Consider the following 12,760-nt stretch of genomic DNA (forward strand, 5'->3'; position numbering starts at 1 on the left):
CAGGATCGGGATCCGCATCGGGATCCGCATCGGGATCCGCATCGGGATCCGCATCGGGATCGGGATCCGTCGCCGGATCCGAAGCGGGCGCCAGCGCCGCAGCGAGCACCAGCGCCAGCGCCGGCGCGGGAGCGCCGCGCTAGAACAGCCGGCCCTGGGTCGTGCCGCCGCTCGGGGCCTTGGCCGGCGCGGTCAGGCCGATGTGGCCGTAGCCGGCGGCGGTGGCGACGCGGCCGCGCGGCGTGCGGGCGATGAAGCCGACCTGCAGGAGGAACGGCTCGACCACCTCCTCGAGCGTGCCGCGCTCCTCGGACAGCGACGCGGCGATGGCCTCGATGCCGACCGGGCCGCCGTCGAAGCGCTCGCACACGACGCTGAGGTAGCCGCGATCGAGCGTGTCGAGACCGGCGTGGTCGACCGCGAGCCGATCGAGCGCCCCGGCGGCGACGCCGGCGCTGATCGTGCCGTCGCCCTCGACCGCGGCGAAGTCGCGGACCCGGCGCAGCAGGCGGTTGGCGATGCGCGGCGTGCCCCGGGCCCGGCGCGCGATCTCGACCGCGCCGCCGTCGTCGACCGGCACCGCGATCAGCCGGGCGCTGCGGCGCACGATCGCGGTCATGTCGGCGAGGTCGTAGTAGCGCAGCTGCCAGTGGAAGCCGAACCGATCGAGCAGCGGCGCCGACAGGAGCCCCATGCGCGTGGTCGCGCCCAGGAGCGTGAACCGCGGCAGCTGGATCGTCATCGCCTTGGCGTGGGGGCCGTCGCCGATGAACAGATCGAACCGGAAGTCCTCCATCGCCGGGTAGAGGTTCTCCTCGACGATCGGCGACAGCCGGTGGATCTCGTCGATGAACAGCGCGTCGCGCTCGCCCAGCGACGTCAGGAGCGACGCCAGCATGCCCTTGTGATCGATGGCCGGGCCGCTGGTCACGACCAGGTTGACGCCCAGCTCGTTGGCGATCACGTTCGCCAGCGTGGTCTTGCCCAGGCCGGGCGGCCCGGCGAACAGGAAGTGATCGAGCGGCCAGCCGTTGTCGCGCGCGGCGCGCACGCTGACCCGCAGGTTGTCGATCAGATCGCGCTGGCCGATGTAGTCGTCGAAGGTCCGCGGCCGCAAGGTCGCCTGCCACGCCTGCTCGCCGCCGCGCTCGACCGGCGCGACCTCGCGCTCGTCGCCCGGGGCCGGCGCGGCCACGGGCTCGTCGACGTGCTTCTTGCGGGCCATGACCGCGCCTACCCTACCGCGGCATGCTGCGCAGCGCGGCGCGCACCAGCATCTCGAGGGTGATCCCGGGCCCGACCTCGAGCTCGGCGACCGCGGCGTCGGCCTCGATCGGCTTCCAGCCCAGGCCGACCAGCGCCGCGGCGACCTCGTCGAGCATCGCGTGGCGGCTGCGGCGACCGCCGGCCGGCAGCGCCGCCGGCCGCACCTGGCCGCTGGCGTTCCACGACAGCAGCAAGAGCTCGCACTTCTCGCGCAGCTCGACCACGAGCAGCTCGGCGGTCTTCTTGCCGACGCCCTTGAGCTTGGTCAGGCCGGCGCTGTCCTCGCGCGCGATCAGGTCGGCGATCGTGCGCGGCTCGGCGCCGCCCGACAGGATCGCCATCGCCGTCGACGGCCCGACGTTCTTGACGGTGATCAGGTGATCGAACAGCTCGCGCTCGCTCGAGGTGAAGAACCCGTACAGCGCGATCTTGTTCTCCTGCGCGTGGGTGAACACGCGCAGCGTGACCGACGCGTCGACCTCGGGCAGCGCCGCCAGGGTGTAGCCCGAGCACGCCACCTCGTAGCCGACCCCGCCGCAGTCGACGATGACGTGGTTGTTCGGCAGCCGGGCCGCCAGCGTGCCGCGCAGCTGGCCGATCACGGCGCCCCGCCCGCGGCCCGGGTGGCCGGCACGATCCGCGGCGCCGCCGCGGCCGCGGCGACGGTGCGCGCGTGAGCGATCGCCAGCGCCAGCGCGTCGGCGGCGTCGGCCCGCGGCGGCACTCGCAGCCCGACCAGCGCCGCCACCATGTGCGCGACCTGCTCCTTGCCGGCGCGGCCGCGCCCGGTGATCATCTTCTTCACCTGCGGCGCCGGGTACGACGCCACCACCAGGCCGCGCAGCCCGACCACCGCGAGCGCCATGCCGCGGGCCTGCGCCAGCGCCAGCGCCGAGCGCAGGTTGATCCGGGCGAACACGTCCTCGACCGCGACCGTGGTCGGGGCCAGCTCGTCGAGCACCTCGCCCAGGCCGCGGGCGATCTCGCCGAGCCGGGCCTCGGCCGGGTCGTCGGCGCGGGCCGTCAGGACACCGCACTCGACGTAGGTGAGCCCCGCGGCGACGACGTCGATGACGCCGTAGCCGCACACATGACTGCCGGGATCGATCCCGAGGATGCGCACGTCGGGCCGGAAGCTACACGGCCGATCTGACAGGTCCGGCCCAGGCCGGGCCGGGTCGGCACGGCCCGTGAAGGTCGGTTCACGCGCCCGCGCGAACCTCGCGAAACCCGGTCGCCGGCGGGGCCGGCCCGGACCTTGCTGTCTCCTGGGCCCTATGCACCTCGCTCCTCGCCTGGCCGTGTTCGCCCTCGTCGCCCCGCTCGCCGCCTGCTTCCTCGCCCGCCCGGTGGAGAGGCCCACGGCCACGGTGCGCGGCGCGTCGCTAGCGGTGGCGTCGGTGACCTCGATCGAGGGCGAGCTGGCCCTCGACGTGATGAACCCCAACGCCTTCGGCGTGCCGCTGGCCGGCATCGACTGGGAGCTGACGATCGGCGGCGCCCGCGCGGTCAGCGGCCGGGTCGAGGCCAGCCAGACCATCCCGGCCAAGGCCAGCGCGCCGGTGTCGACGTCGCTGCGGATCGATCTGCGCGACGCGGTCGACGCCGCCAGCGCGGTGGCGCGGGGCGCGCGCGCCTACCAGCTCCGCGCCCGCCTGCACTTCTCGACCCAGCTCGGCGACTTGACCGTCGACGTCGACCACCGCGGCTCGCTCGCCGGCGCCGGCGGCGCGCTCGGCGGCCTGCCGAGCTGGTGATCACGGCGAGCGCGGCACCACGCGCGACGTGTCGATCGGCGCGCACGCCCCGCGCCGGATGCGCACGTCGGGGAGCTGGCGCTGGTACGCCAGGGTCGGTCTGACCGCAACCGGAGCGCGCTTGCCAGGGTAAGCTCGGCCCCATGCTGCACCGCCTCCGTCTCGTCCTCGCTCTCGGCGCCGTCCTCGCGACCAGCGCCTGCCTCGCGACCACCAACCCGCCCCCCGGCTCGATGGGCCCGACCCAGGCGCAGCCGCAGCAGCAGCCGCCGCCGGTCGTCGTCGCGCAGCCGCCGCAGCCGCCCCCGCCGATCGTCACGCAGCAACAGCCGCCCCCGCCGCCGGTGGTGACGCAGCCGCAGCCGCCCCCGCCGATCGTCACGCAGCAACAGCCGCCCCCGCCGCCGCCGCCGCGGCCCCCGGTGGTCGTCGTGCGGCCACCGGCGCCGCCGCCCGGTCCCCCGGCCCCGCCGCCGCGCCTGCCGCCGCCGCCGCCGGTCGTCGTCGAGCACAACGATGACCGGCGCGACCGCCAGTTCGATCGCGCCAGCGACTGGGACAAGCTCGGCGAGCGCTGGGTCGAGGGCCGCGTCGATCGCGACGTCATCAAGGTCGGCAAGAAGAAGGATCGCTACCGGGCGATCGCGGTCGTGGTCGAGCACTCGGCCCTCGAGATGTTCGACATCGAGGTGGAGTTCGGCGACGGCTCGAAGTTCTCGCCCAACCTGCGCATGGTCTTCGGACCGAACTCGACCTCGCGCGTGATCGATCTGCCCGGCGACGCCCGCTTCGTCCGCCAGGTCACGTTCCGCTACGGCAACCTGCCGGGCGGCGGCAAGGCCCAGGTCGAGCTGTGGGCCCTCGACGCCCGCGCGGACGCGCGCGACCGCCACGACGGCAAGGGCCACGGCGACAAGGACCACGACAAGGGCGACGACCACGGCAAGGGCAAGGGCGACGGCAAGGGCGGCGGCAAGGGCGGCGGCAAGGGCGGCCACCGCTGACCCGACGCGGAATTTGCCGGGGTCGATCGACGTTGTTACGGTCCAACCATGTCCAAGCGCGTCGTGCTCGTCGGAATCCTCGCGTGGGCGGCGTGTTCAGGTGACGACGCGCAGCGCCACCGCACGAGCCTGATCCCCGGGCCGGTGGCCGCGGACGCCACGGCCGACGCCAGCGTCGCCGTCGACGCGCCGCCGCCCGGGCCGCCGGTGGCCGCGCTGACCGAGGACATGGGCCAGCCCTACTTCGCGGGCACGCCGGCGGTCGCCGCGCTGGCGCGCGAGGACTGGGCCGCCGCCGCCACCGGCTTCTCGGCGCTGGCGCTCAGCGCGACCGATCCCGACGAGCGCGGCCGCGCGCTCTTGCTGGCCGGCACCGCGCTGGCCGAGCAGAGCAAGTGGGGCCTCGCGGCCGACGCCTTCGCCGGTGCGCGGGCGCTGGTGCCGGCGCTGGCCGACTACCTCAGCTACCACGAGGCCCGCGCGCGCTTCTTCGCCCACGACGGCGCCACGGCGCTGGCGCTGGCCCGGGCGGTCAGCCCCGACGCGATCGTCGGCGCGGACGCCGAGCTCCTGGTCGGCGACCTGCTGCGCGGCGCCGGCGACGCCAAGGCCGTCGCCGATCACTACCGCGGCTACCTGGCGCGGCGGCCGCAGGGGATCCGCCGGGCCGAGGCGCGGTTCCGCCAGGCCGAGGCGCTCGAGGGCGCCGGCGACACCACCGGCGAGGCCGCGACCCTGTACCGCGCGATCACGATCGACGATCCGCTGTCGTCGTGGGCGACCAAGGCGACGGCGCGCCTCGACGCGCGGACCAAGGCCGGCGGCCCGCCGCCGCCGCCGCTGACGGCGACCGAGCGCCTGACCCGGGCCAAGGCGCTGTTCGACGGTCAGCGCAACGCCGAGTCCGAAGCCGCCTACGCCGAGGTGCTGGCCGCCCCCGACCGCACGCCCGCCGACACCTGCGTCGCCAGCTACCAGCGGGCCCAGAGCCTGTTCAAGGCGCGCGATCGCAAGGCGGCGGCCCCGGCCTTCGACCAGGCGGTGACCGCGTGCATGGCCGCCGACGACAAGGACACGCTCGTGCGTGCGTACTACCAGGCCGGACGCTCGTACGCGTACAACCGCGACCACGCCGCCGCGATCGCGCGCTACCGCGCCGCTGGCGACGCCGACCCGACCCACAGCTACGCCGACGACGCGCTCTTGCGCGCGGCCGAGGAGTACGCCGACCTCGGCGACGACGCCCAGGTGACCGCCGCGCTCGAGGCGCTGCCGCAGAAGTTCCCGGCCGGCGACATGCGGGCCGAGGCGCTGTGGCGGCTGGGCTGGCGCGCCTTCCGGGCCAACGACGACGAGCGCGCGATCGGCTACTGGCAGGACCAGATCGCGGCGGTGCCGATCGACGACAACTACTGGGCCGAGGGCCAACCGCAGTACTGGATCGGGCGGGCCGAGCTGCGCCGGGGCCGCCGGGCCGAGGCGCTGGCGTCGTGGGCGCAGGCCGTGCGCCTGTACCCGGTGACGTACTACGCGATGCTCGCGCTCAACCGCATCCGCGAGCTCGACGCGCCGCGGTTCGAGGCCCTCATGGCCGAGCTCACCCGCGACCCCGCCGGCTACGATCCGGCCGCGCCCGCGTTCCAGTTCCAGCCGCGGGCGGCCTACGCGACGCCGGCGTTCGGGCGCGCCGTCGAGTTCATCCGGCTCGGCCTGGGCGATCCGGCCGAGGCCGAGCTGCGCGCGATCGGCCTGGCGCCGCCGACCGACAAGAAGAGGATCGACGATCCCGATCGGATCGAGCAGCTCTGGGCGCTGGCGTGGCTCTACGACCGCGCCGGGCGCTACGGCTCGTCGCACTGGCCGACCCGCTGGCACATCCTCGAGTACAAGCGGGCGTGGCCGGTCGGCGCCAACCGGGCCCGGTGGCGGATCGCGTACCCGCCGGCGTTCTACGACCTGCTCAAGCGCCACGCCGATCTCAACGGCGCGCCGGTCGCGCTCGCGCAGGGCATCGTGCGCGAGGAGAGCGCGTTCACGCCGACCCTGGAGTCGTACGCCAACGCGATCGGGCTGACCCAGATGATCAACTCGACGGCGACCCGGTTCGCCAAGGGCACCGGCATCGCGCCGACCCGCGAGAACCTCAAGGACCCCGAGAAGAACGTGACGATCGGGGCACGGTTCCTGGGCTACCTGGTCGGCCACTGGGGCGGGTTCATCCACCTGGTGCCGCCGTCCTACAACGCCGGCGAGGGCGCGGTGAAGCGGTGGCTCAAGGTCCGCGGCACCTGGCCGGCCGACGAGTTCATCGAGGCGATCGTCGACGATCAGGCCCGCAACTACTCCAAGCGGGTCCTGGGCAGCTACTTCGTCTACACCTGGCTAGCCGGGGGCGGCGTGCCGCCCATGCCGAACCAGATTCCGCCAGCGATCCTGCCCGCGCCGTGACCGCGCCGGCGCGTTGACAGGGCCGAGCGCCCACGGGATGCTCGCTCGGGCGCCGTGAAGCTCTACCTGATCCGCCACGCCGACGCGGTGCTGGAAGACGTCGCCGGCGGCGACGCTGAGCGCTGGCTGTCCGCCCGGGGCCGCGAGGCCGCGCGCGGCCTGGCCCGGCTGCTGCGTGAGGAGGGCGTCGAGCTCGACGCCATGGTCAGCTCGCCGCTGCCGCGCGCGCTCCAGACCGCCGAGCTCCTGGCGGCGGGCCTCGACTACCTCGGCACGATCGAGGTCGAGTCGGCGCTGGCGCCGGGCTACCACCCGCGCCACGTGCTCGATGGCCTGGCCGCCCGTGGGACCGCGATCGCGGTGATCGGCCACGAGCCGTCGATCTCGTCGCTCGGCGCCCTGCTGATCGGCCGGCCGTCGTTCCCGTCGTTCCACACCGCCCAGTGCGCCGCGCTCGATCGCGGCGTCCCCACGTTCTCGGCCCGCGCCGATCTGATGCAGGTCCATGCCCTGTTCGTGGAGTAGCCGCTGGTGACCGCGCTCGACCCCGACGCCCGGCCGACCTGGGCCCGCTTCATGAGCGACGGCGAGTGGCACGCGTTCGCGGTGGCCCTGACCGACGAGCTGGTGCGCCGGGCGATGCCGTACCGGTTCGACGACGCGGTGCTGTGGGGCCGGTGGGGCGGCGACGAGGACGAGGCGCTCGGCCTCACCAACCTCGCGCAGCTGTGCCACGCGTCGATCCCGGGCAGCTACCCCGAGGTGATCGCGTCGCACTTCGACGCGCTCGTCGCCGGGCGCGGCGACCGGGCCCGGGCCGGGCAGCTCGGCCACGACCTCGCGGCGGCGCGGCCGGTGCTGCGGCTGCGGCTCTACGCGCGCGACACCTTCGTCGAGGGCGCCGAGCAGTTCGTGCTGCACGAGGTCGCCGACGATCTGACGGCGGTGCTCTGCTACGACTTACCCTCGAACGTGGTCACGGTCACCGCGGACACGCTGCCGCGCTGGGACGTGCCGGCCGAAGAGCTGTACTACCAGGCCCTGGCCAACCAGCGCCGGGCCGAGCGCGCGGTGATCGAGGACATCGACGTCGGCGGCGCGATCGTGCGGGCGATGACCGGCGAGAGCTACTTCGTCGCGTCGAACCTGCTGCTCCTGCGCGACTTCATCGGCGACGAGCCGGCGCTGGGCGTGATCGCGGCGGTGCCCAACCGCCACACCCTGGTCTGGCACCCGATCGTCGACCCGAACGCGCTGCGCGCGCTCGACGCGATGGTCGTGATGGCCGCGAGCCTCTACGCCGAGGGCCCCGGCGCGATCTCGCCCAACTTGTACTGGTGGCGCGACGGCGCCCTCCGCACCCTGCCGACCCGCGAGACCGACGAGCACTACGAGTTCGTCCCGCCCGACGACTTCGTCGACGAGGTCCTCGAGGTCCTGGCCGAGCGCGCCGAGATGAACTGACCCGCCGGGCCCAGGCCGGCGCCGGCGCGCGCACAGGGCGGTGGTCTGCGCGGCCCTACTTGCCGAGCAGCGGGCTGCACAGCTGCTGCTGGCGCGCGGCCATGGCGTTGGGCGCCTCGAACATGCCGCCTTGCTTGCCGACGAGGTCGAGGCAGCGGATGTACGCGTTGGGGTCGCTGGCCTGGGGGTTGGCCGGGGTCGCGGTGTCGACCTTGACGGTGCCGCTGCCGCCGGGGACGGTGAGCGAGCCTTCGCCGGAGACGCCGCCGTTGACCGAGGTGAGGTCGTCGGGATCGATCGAGGTGAACGTGGACATGGGGAGATCCTTGTCGGAGCGGTGAGCGTGGGGGGTGGCGGGGACGCGCGCGGAGATCACTGCTTGAGCAGCGGGTTGCACAGCGCCTGCTGGCGGTTGGCGACGTTGGCCGGCGACTCCATCATCCCGGCCTGCTTGCCGACCAGATCGAGGCAGCGGATGTACGCGTTGGGATCGCTGGCCTGAGGGTTGGCTGGGGTCGCGGTGTCGACCTTGAGGGTGCCGCTGCCGGCGGGGATGGTCAGCGAGCCCTCGGCGGTGACCCCGCCGGTGATCGACGTGAGCGCGGCGTGATCGATGGTGTCGAAGTTCGACATGGAGGGAGCCTTTCGTGGAGGTCGGGTGGAGGAACGAGGGTCGTCGACGACGACCGGGGGCAGCCGACGCCATTGCAGCCGCCGTGCCGCGGCGGCGGCGACGTGCCTGCGCCACGTGCGTTCACCCGAGCCGGACCGCGCGCTGACCGCGGTCGACAACCCGGGGCCTCGACCCCGCCCGCGACTTCCTGAGCCGGCTGAACAGCCCGCCGCGCTTGCCCTCGACGCCCTCGCCCAGCTCGGTCGCCGGGGCCTCGACCCCGCCCGCGACTTCTTGAGCCGGCTGAACAGCCCGCCGCGCTTGCCCTTGACTCGCCCAGCTCGGTCGCCGGGCCCTCGACCCCGCCCCCTACTTCTTCAGCCGGCTGAACAGCCCGCCGCGCTTGCCCTTGACGTCCTCGCCCAGCTCGGTCGCCAGCTCGCGCAGCAGCTCGGCCTGCTTGCTCGACAGCTTGGTCGGGATCTCCACCTTCCAGCGCACCACCTGATCGCCGCGGCCGGTCTTGCCGACCCGGGGGATCCCCTGGCCGCGCCGGACCACGTGATCGCCGGGCTGGGTGCCGGCCTTGATCTCGACCACCGCGACGCCGTCGCAGTTGTCGTCGAGCACGGGCACCTCGACCTCGCCGCCGAGCGCGGCCTTGACGAAGCTGACCGGGACGTCGGTGAGGATGTCCTCGCCGTCGCGCTGGAAGCGCTCGTCGCCGACGACGTGCAGCACCACGTACAGGTGGCCGGCCGCGCCGCCGCCGGGCGCGACCTCGCCCTTGCCCGCGAGCCGCAGGGTCTGGCCGTCGTCGACGCCGGGCGGGACCGTCACCGACAGCACCGAGGTCTCGCTGTTGACCCGGCGGCCGTTGCAGTCGACGCAGGGCTCGCGCACGACCTTGCCCTCGCCGCGGCACCGGGGGCACACGCTCTGGACCATGAAGAAGCCCTGGCTGTGCACCACCTGGCCGCGGCCGTTGCACGACGAGCAGGTCTCGGGCTTGGTGCCGGCCTTGGCGCCGGAACCGTTGCACGTGCCGCACGGCACGTCCCGGGCGACCTTGATGTCCTTGGTCACCCCCCACACCGCCTCGGGGAACGACAGCTGCAGGTCGACCCGGACGTCGGCGCCGCGGGCCTGACGGCGCCCGCCCGAGGCGCGCCCGCCGAAGAAGTCGCCGAACATGTCGCCGAAAGCCGAGAAGATGTCCTCGACCGAGTTGAACCCGGTGCCGCCGGGACCGCCCGGGCTGCCGCGCAGCCCGTCGAAGCCGAACCGGTCGTAGCGAGCCCGCTGCTCCTCGTCGGACAGCACCTGGTACGCGTTCGCCGCCTCCTTGAACTTGTCCTCGGCCTCCTTGCTGCCCGGGTTGACGTCCGGGTGGTGCTGCTTGGCGAGGCGGTGGTACGCCTTCTTGAGTTCAGTTGCGCTGGCGTCCTTAGACACCCCGAGGACTTCGTACAGGTCACGCATGAGTTGGGTCCGAAAACCGGCCCTTACGTAATGCGCGCGACGCAGCCTGTCAAGCCGCGCCGCCTCCGCGCGTGCGCGTGCGTAGCCCGCTACGCATGACGCGCCGCACCGCGATGTGGGGCCGATCCTCGACGGAACTGTACCGGTCGCGCGCCTTGATCACCCCCACTGGGGTTGGTAAGCAGAACGGCATGGGCATCAAGAAGGTCGACTCGATCTGGCTCGACGGCAAGCTGGTCCCGTGGGACGACGCCACCGACCACATGCTGGCGCACACGATGCACTACGGCGTCGGCACCTTCGAGGGCATCCGCGCCTACCAGCGCGCCGACGGCAAGACGGTGATCTTCCGCCTGCGCGAGCACATCGAGCGGCTGTTCGACTCGTCGAAGATCTGCACGATGGACATCCCGTTCACCCGTGAGCAGATCACGTCCGCCTGCGCCGAGGTCGTGCGGGTCAACAAGATGCCGTCGGCCTACCTCCGGCCGCTGGTGTACCTGGGCTCGGGCGCGCTGGGCCTGGGCTCGCTCGAGCCGCCGGTGCGCACGATGATCGCCGCGTTCGAGTGGGGCGCCTACCTGGGCGACGAGGGCCTGCGCCAGGGCATCCGCTGCATGATCAGCGGGTTCACCCGCGCCAACGGCAACGCGATCATGAACAAGGGCAAGATCTGCGGTCAGTACGTGACCTCGGTGCTCGCCAAGCGCATGGCCAAGAAGAGCGGCTTCGACGAGGCCCTCATGCTCGATCCCCAGGGCTACGTGGCCGAGGGCACCGGCGAGAACATCTTCGTGGTCAAGAACGGCGTGGTCCGCACGCCGCCGACCGCGGCCGCGATCCTGGCCGGCATCACCCGCGACACGGCGATCCAGCTCCTGCGCGAGCGCGGCATCAACGTGCGCGAGGAGAACGTCGCCCGCGACGAGCTCTACACCGCCGACGAGGTGTTCCTGACCGGCACCGCCGCCGAGATCACGCCGGTGCGCGAGATCGACCACCGGCGGGTCGGCAACGGCGAGTGGCCGATCACCCGGACCGTCCAGGACGCGTTCTTCCAGGTGGTCAAGGGCAGCGACGCCAAGCACGACCACTGGCTGCACGTCGTCTGAGTTCCAGAGGGTTCGTCGCCGAACCCTCCCCCATCGGGGGCAAGCCCCGATGAGGGCCCCTATTCTACGGGGGCCTGGCGTGTCGCCTGGTTCGGGTGATTCTGGGCGGTTGGGTTCCGTTCGGGGCCGTTCGATGCCGCCCCGTTCCGGCTGGAGTGGCCGCAGACTGGCAGCACGGATCGAGCGGGTCGACGAGCGTCCAGGGTGGGGCACGGAGACGCCGTCTGCCAGCCCCCGACCATCATCGCGTCGGCCGCCGGCGCCACTGGTACAGGCCGCCGCGCGCGACCAGGCGGTCGCGCTCCCACCGCACCCTTGCGAACGCGGCCTCGACGCCAACCTCGAGGATCGCCGGGCTGTAGACCAGCCGGCCCTCGACGTTGTCGAAGAAGCGGCCCATCGGATCGATCATGACGTACGACCCCATCATGTCGGCGTTGTCCTCGGCGATCGGCGGGTACCCCTCTGCCGCGAGGTGCGCGTGACGCTCGACGTAGGCGTTGAACGCCGACGTGCTGATCAGCAGCGGCTCCACGGAGCCGTCATTCTGCCCCTCGACCGGCAGCACGCGGAACACCTTCCAGCGTTGAGGCCGCATCGCCCGAACCAGAGGGCTCAGGTCCTCGTGCTGGTTCCAGGCGGTGACGACCGTGTTGAGCTTCACCAGGATGCCGCGTTCGTGCGCGAGCGTCGCGAGCGCGATCGACCGTGCGACGTGACCGCCGTCGCCACGCCCCAGGCGCGCGCTGGTCGCCTCGTCGATCGAGTCGACGGAAAGGCCGACCCAGTCCAGGCTCGTGGCGTGGCGCTCGATGATCCGCCGCAGCCGCTCGCCGTTCGACACGATGCTGGTCGTCAGCCCGAGCGCGTGCGCGTGCTCGATCAGCTCGCCGAGAAACGGGCACAGCGTTGGCTCGCCTCCGACGAACGTGACCTTGTCGCAGTGCGGCGCGAACGCGTCAACGATCTGAAGCGCCGCGTCCTTCGTCAGCCGGCCAGGCACGTCCTCGAACGTGGCAAAGCAGAACTTGCAGCGATAGTTGCAGGGCTTCCAGAGATGGAAGTTGACGGACTCAAGCAGCATCGGTCTCTCCTCGTGCGGGTTACGTCGCTCGAGGAGATGGGTCGCAGCCCTCACTTTCGTGTAAGGCGGTCCGTCGATTTCTTGTAGCTGCCTAGAATGAATCGCGAAAACAGTCAGCGAGGTGCAGTCGCCGCACCTTCTTGACGGCGTTGTGGAACGTGTCGCGCGCCTTCGCCTCGCTCATCCCCAGCGCTTGCCGGCCTCGCGGAACGACAGGTCGTCCACCAGCCGGCTTCGCATGATCCGCGCCGTCGGCTTGAGCTTGATCCACTCCCGTGGACGGGTTGGTTACGTCGCCGTCACGTGGTCGACCGAGGCGTGCGACGGCGCGCCGGTCGGGTCTGGGTCCCTGCCGCTGGCTGCTTGATGCGGGTCTGCTTGGTGCGCGTTGATGCACGCGACCGGGCTGCGTGCGCGACCGCCCAGTCATCGACGCACCTCCGGATCGCTTCTGAGAGGCCGGTGTCCTCGTGGCGTGCCCGTTGCTCCAGGGTCCGGACCTGCCGTGCCGCCAGGCGCACGGCCACGAG

13 protein-coding genes are annotated in these 12,760 nt (G+C 72.7%); 6 read left to right on the top strand and 7 right to left on the bottom strand.

Annotation, left to right across the window (positions count from 1 at the left end):
* Positions 1 to 139: 139 nt before the first annotated feature.
* From ruvB to ruvC, 3 genes are read right to left on the bottom strand one after another with little or no spacing between them, the layout of a single operon-like run.
* The gene (gene ruvB / locus IPL61_02755; GenBank protein MBK9030254.1) at positions 140 to 1,225 is read right to left on the bottom strand and encodes a Holliday junction branch migration DNA helicase RuvB; all 1,086 of its coding nucleotides are present in this window, start codon (positions 1,223 to 1,225) and stop codon (positions 140 to 142) included.
* 13 nt (positions 1,226 to 1,238) lie between these two features.
* The gene (gene ruvA / locus IPL61_02760) at positions 1,239 to 1,868 is read right to left on the bottom strand and encodes a Holliday junction branch migration protein RuvA (GenBank protein ID MBK9030255.1); all 630 of its coding nucleotides are present in this window, start codon (positions 1,866 to 1,868) and stop codon (positions 1,239 to 1,241) included.
* Entirely contained in the window at positions 1,865 to 2,389 is a 525-nt protein-coding gene (gene ruvC, locus IPL61_02765; protein ID MBK9030256.1) for a crossover junction endodeoxyribonuclease RuvC, read from the bottom strand. The genes ruvA and ruvC overlap by 4 nt, the downstream gene beginning before the upstream one ends.
* Before the next feature lie 154 nt (positions 2,390 to 2,543).
* Here ruvC and IPL61_02770 point away from each other — a divergent pair, with 154 nt between their 5' ends.
* The 5 genes from IPL61_02770 to IPL61_02790 all read left to right on the top strand — a co-directional run bounded on the left by IPL61_02770 (position 2,544) and on the right by IPL61_02790 (position 7,939).
* Positions 2,544 to 3,023 (top strand): LEA type 2 family protein, encoded by a 480-nt coding sequence (locus IPL61_02770; protein MBK9030257.1) that lies wholly within the window; start codon positions 2,544 to 2,546, stop codon positions 3,021 to 3,023.
* 143 nt (positions 3,024 to 3,166) lie between these two features.
* Positions 3,167 to 4,027 carry a hypothetical protein gene (locus IPL61_02775; protein ID MBK9030258.1) on the top strand — a complete coding sequence of 287 codons (861 nt, stop codon included), beginning with the start codon at positions 3,167 to 3,169 and terminating at the stop codon, positions 4,025 to 4,027.
* 48 nt (positions 4,028 to 4,075) lie between these two features.
* Complete coding sequence (locus IPL61_02780) at positions 4,076 to 6,475, top strand: transglycosylase SLT domain-containing protein (GenBank protein MBK9030259.1); 2,400 nt, start codon at positions 4,076 to 4,078, stop codon at positions 6,473 to 6,475.
* A gap of 54 nt (positions 6,476 to 6,529) precedes the next feature.
* Complete coding sequence (locus IPL61_02785) at positions 6,530 to 7,000, top strand: histidine phosphatase family protein (protein ID MBK9030260.1); 471 nt, start codon at positions 6,530 to 6,532, stop codon at positions 6,998 to 7,000.
* Positions 7,001 to 7,006: 6 nt separating this feature from the next.
* Positions 7,007 to 7,939 carry a hypothetical protein gene (locus tag IPL61_02790; GenBank protein MBK9030261.1) on the top strand — a complete coding sequence of 311 codons (933 nt, stop codon included), beginning with the start codon at positions 7,007 to 7,009 and terminating at the stop codon, positions 7,937 to 7,939.
* Between the two features lie 55 nt (positions 7,940 to 7,994).
* Here IPL61_02790 and IPL61_02795 read toward each other — a convergent pair whose 3' ends face one another.
* From IPL61_02795 to dnaJ, 3 genes are all read right to left on the bottom strand, one after another.
* Positions 7,995 to 8,255 carry a hypothetical protein gene (locus tag IPL61_02795; protein MBK9030262.1) on the bottom strand — a complete coding sequence of 87 codons (261 nt, stop codon included), beginning with the start codon at positions 8,253 to 8,255 and terminating at the stop codon, positions 7,995 to 7,997.
* Positions 8,256 to 8,311: 56 nt separating this feature from the next.
* Positions 8,312 to 8,572: a hypothetical protein gene (locus tag IPL61_02800; GenBank protein MBK9030263.1), complete on the bottom strand. Its 261-nt coding sequence runs from the start codon at positions 8,570 to 8,572 to the stop codon at positions 8,312 to 8,314.
* Between the two features lie 349 nt (positions 8,573 to 8,921).
* Positions 8,922 to 10,034 carry a molecular chaperone DnaJ gene (gene dnaJ, locus IPL61_02805; GenBank protein ID MBK9030264.1) on the bottom strand — a complete coding sequence of 371 codons (1,113 nt, stop codon included), beginning with the start codon at positions 10,032 to 10,034 and terminating at the stop codon, positions 8,922 to 8,924.
* A gap of 191 nt (positions 10,035 to 10,225) precedes the next feature.
* Between dnaJ and IPL61_02810 the strand changes: the two genes are divergently transcribed.
* On the top strand, positions 10,226 to 11,146 hold the full coding sequence (locus tag IPL61_02810; GenBank protein MBK9030265.1) for a branched-chain amino acid transaminase: 921 nt from the start codon (positions 10,226 to 10,228) through the stop codon (positions 11,144 to 11,146).
* Positions 11,147 to 11,387: 241 nt separating this feature from the next.
* Here the strand turns inward: IPL61_02810 and IPL61_02815 are convergent, their stop codons facing one another.
* Positions 11,388 to 12,230, bottom strand: coding sequence for a radical SAM protein (locus IPL61_02815; protein ID MBK9030266.1), 843 nt, complete (start codon positions 12,228 to 12,230; stop codon positions 11,388 to 11,390).
* Positions 12,231 to 12,760 lie beyond the last annotated feature (530 nt).

The organism is Myxococcales bacterium (assembly GCA_016717005.1).
In the GTDB taxonomy this organism is placed as follows: Bacteria; Myxococcota_A; Polyangia; order Haliangiales; family Haliangiaceae; genus UBA2376.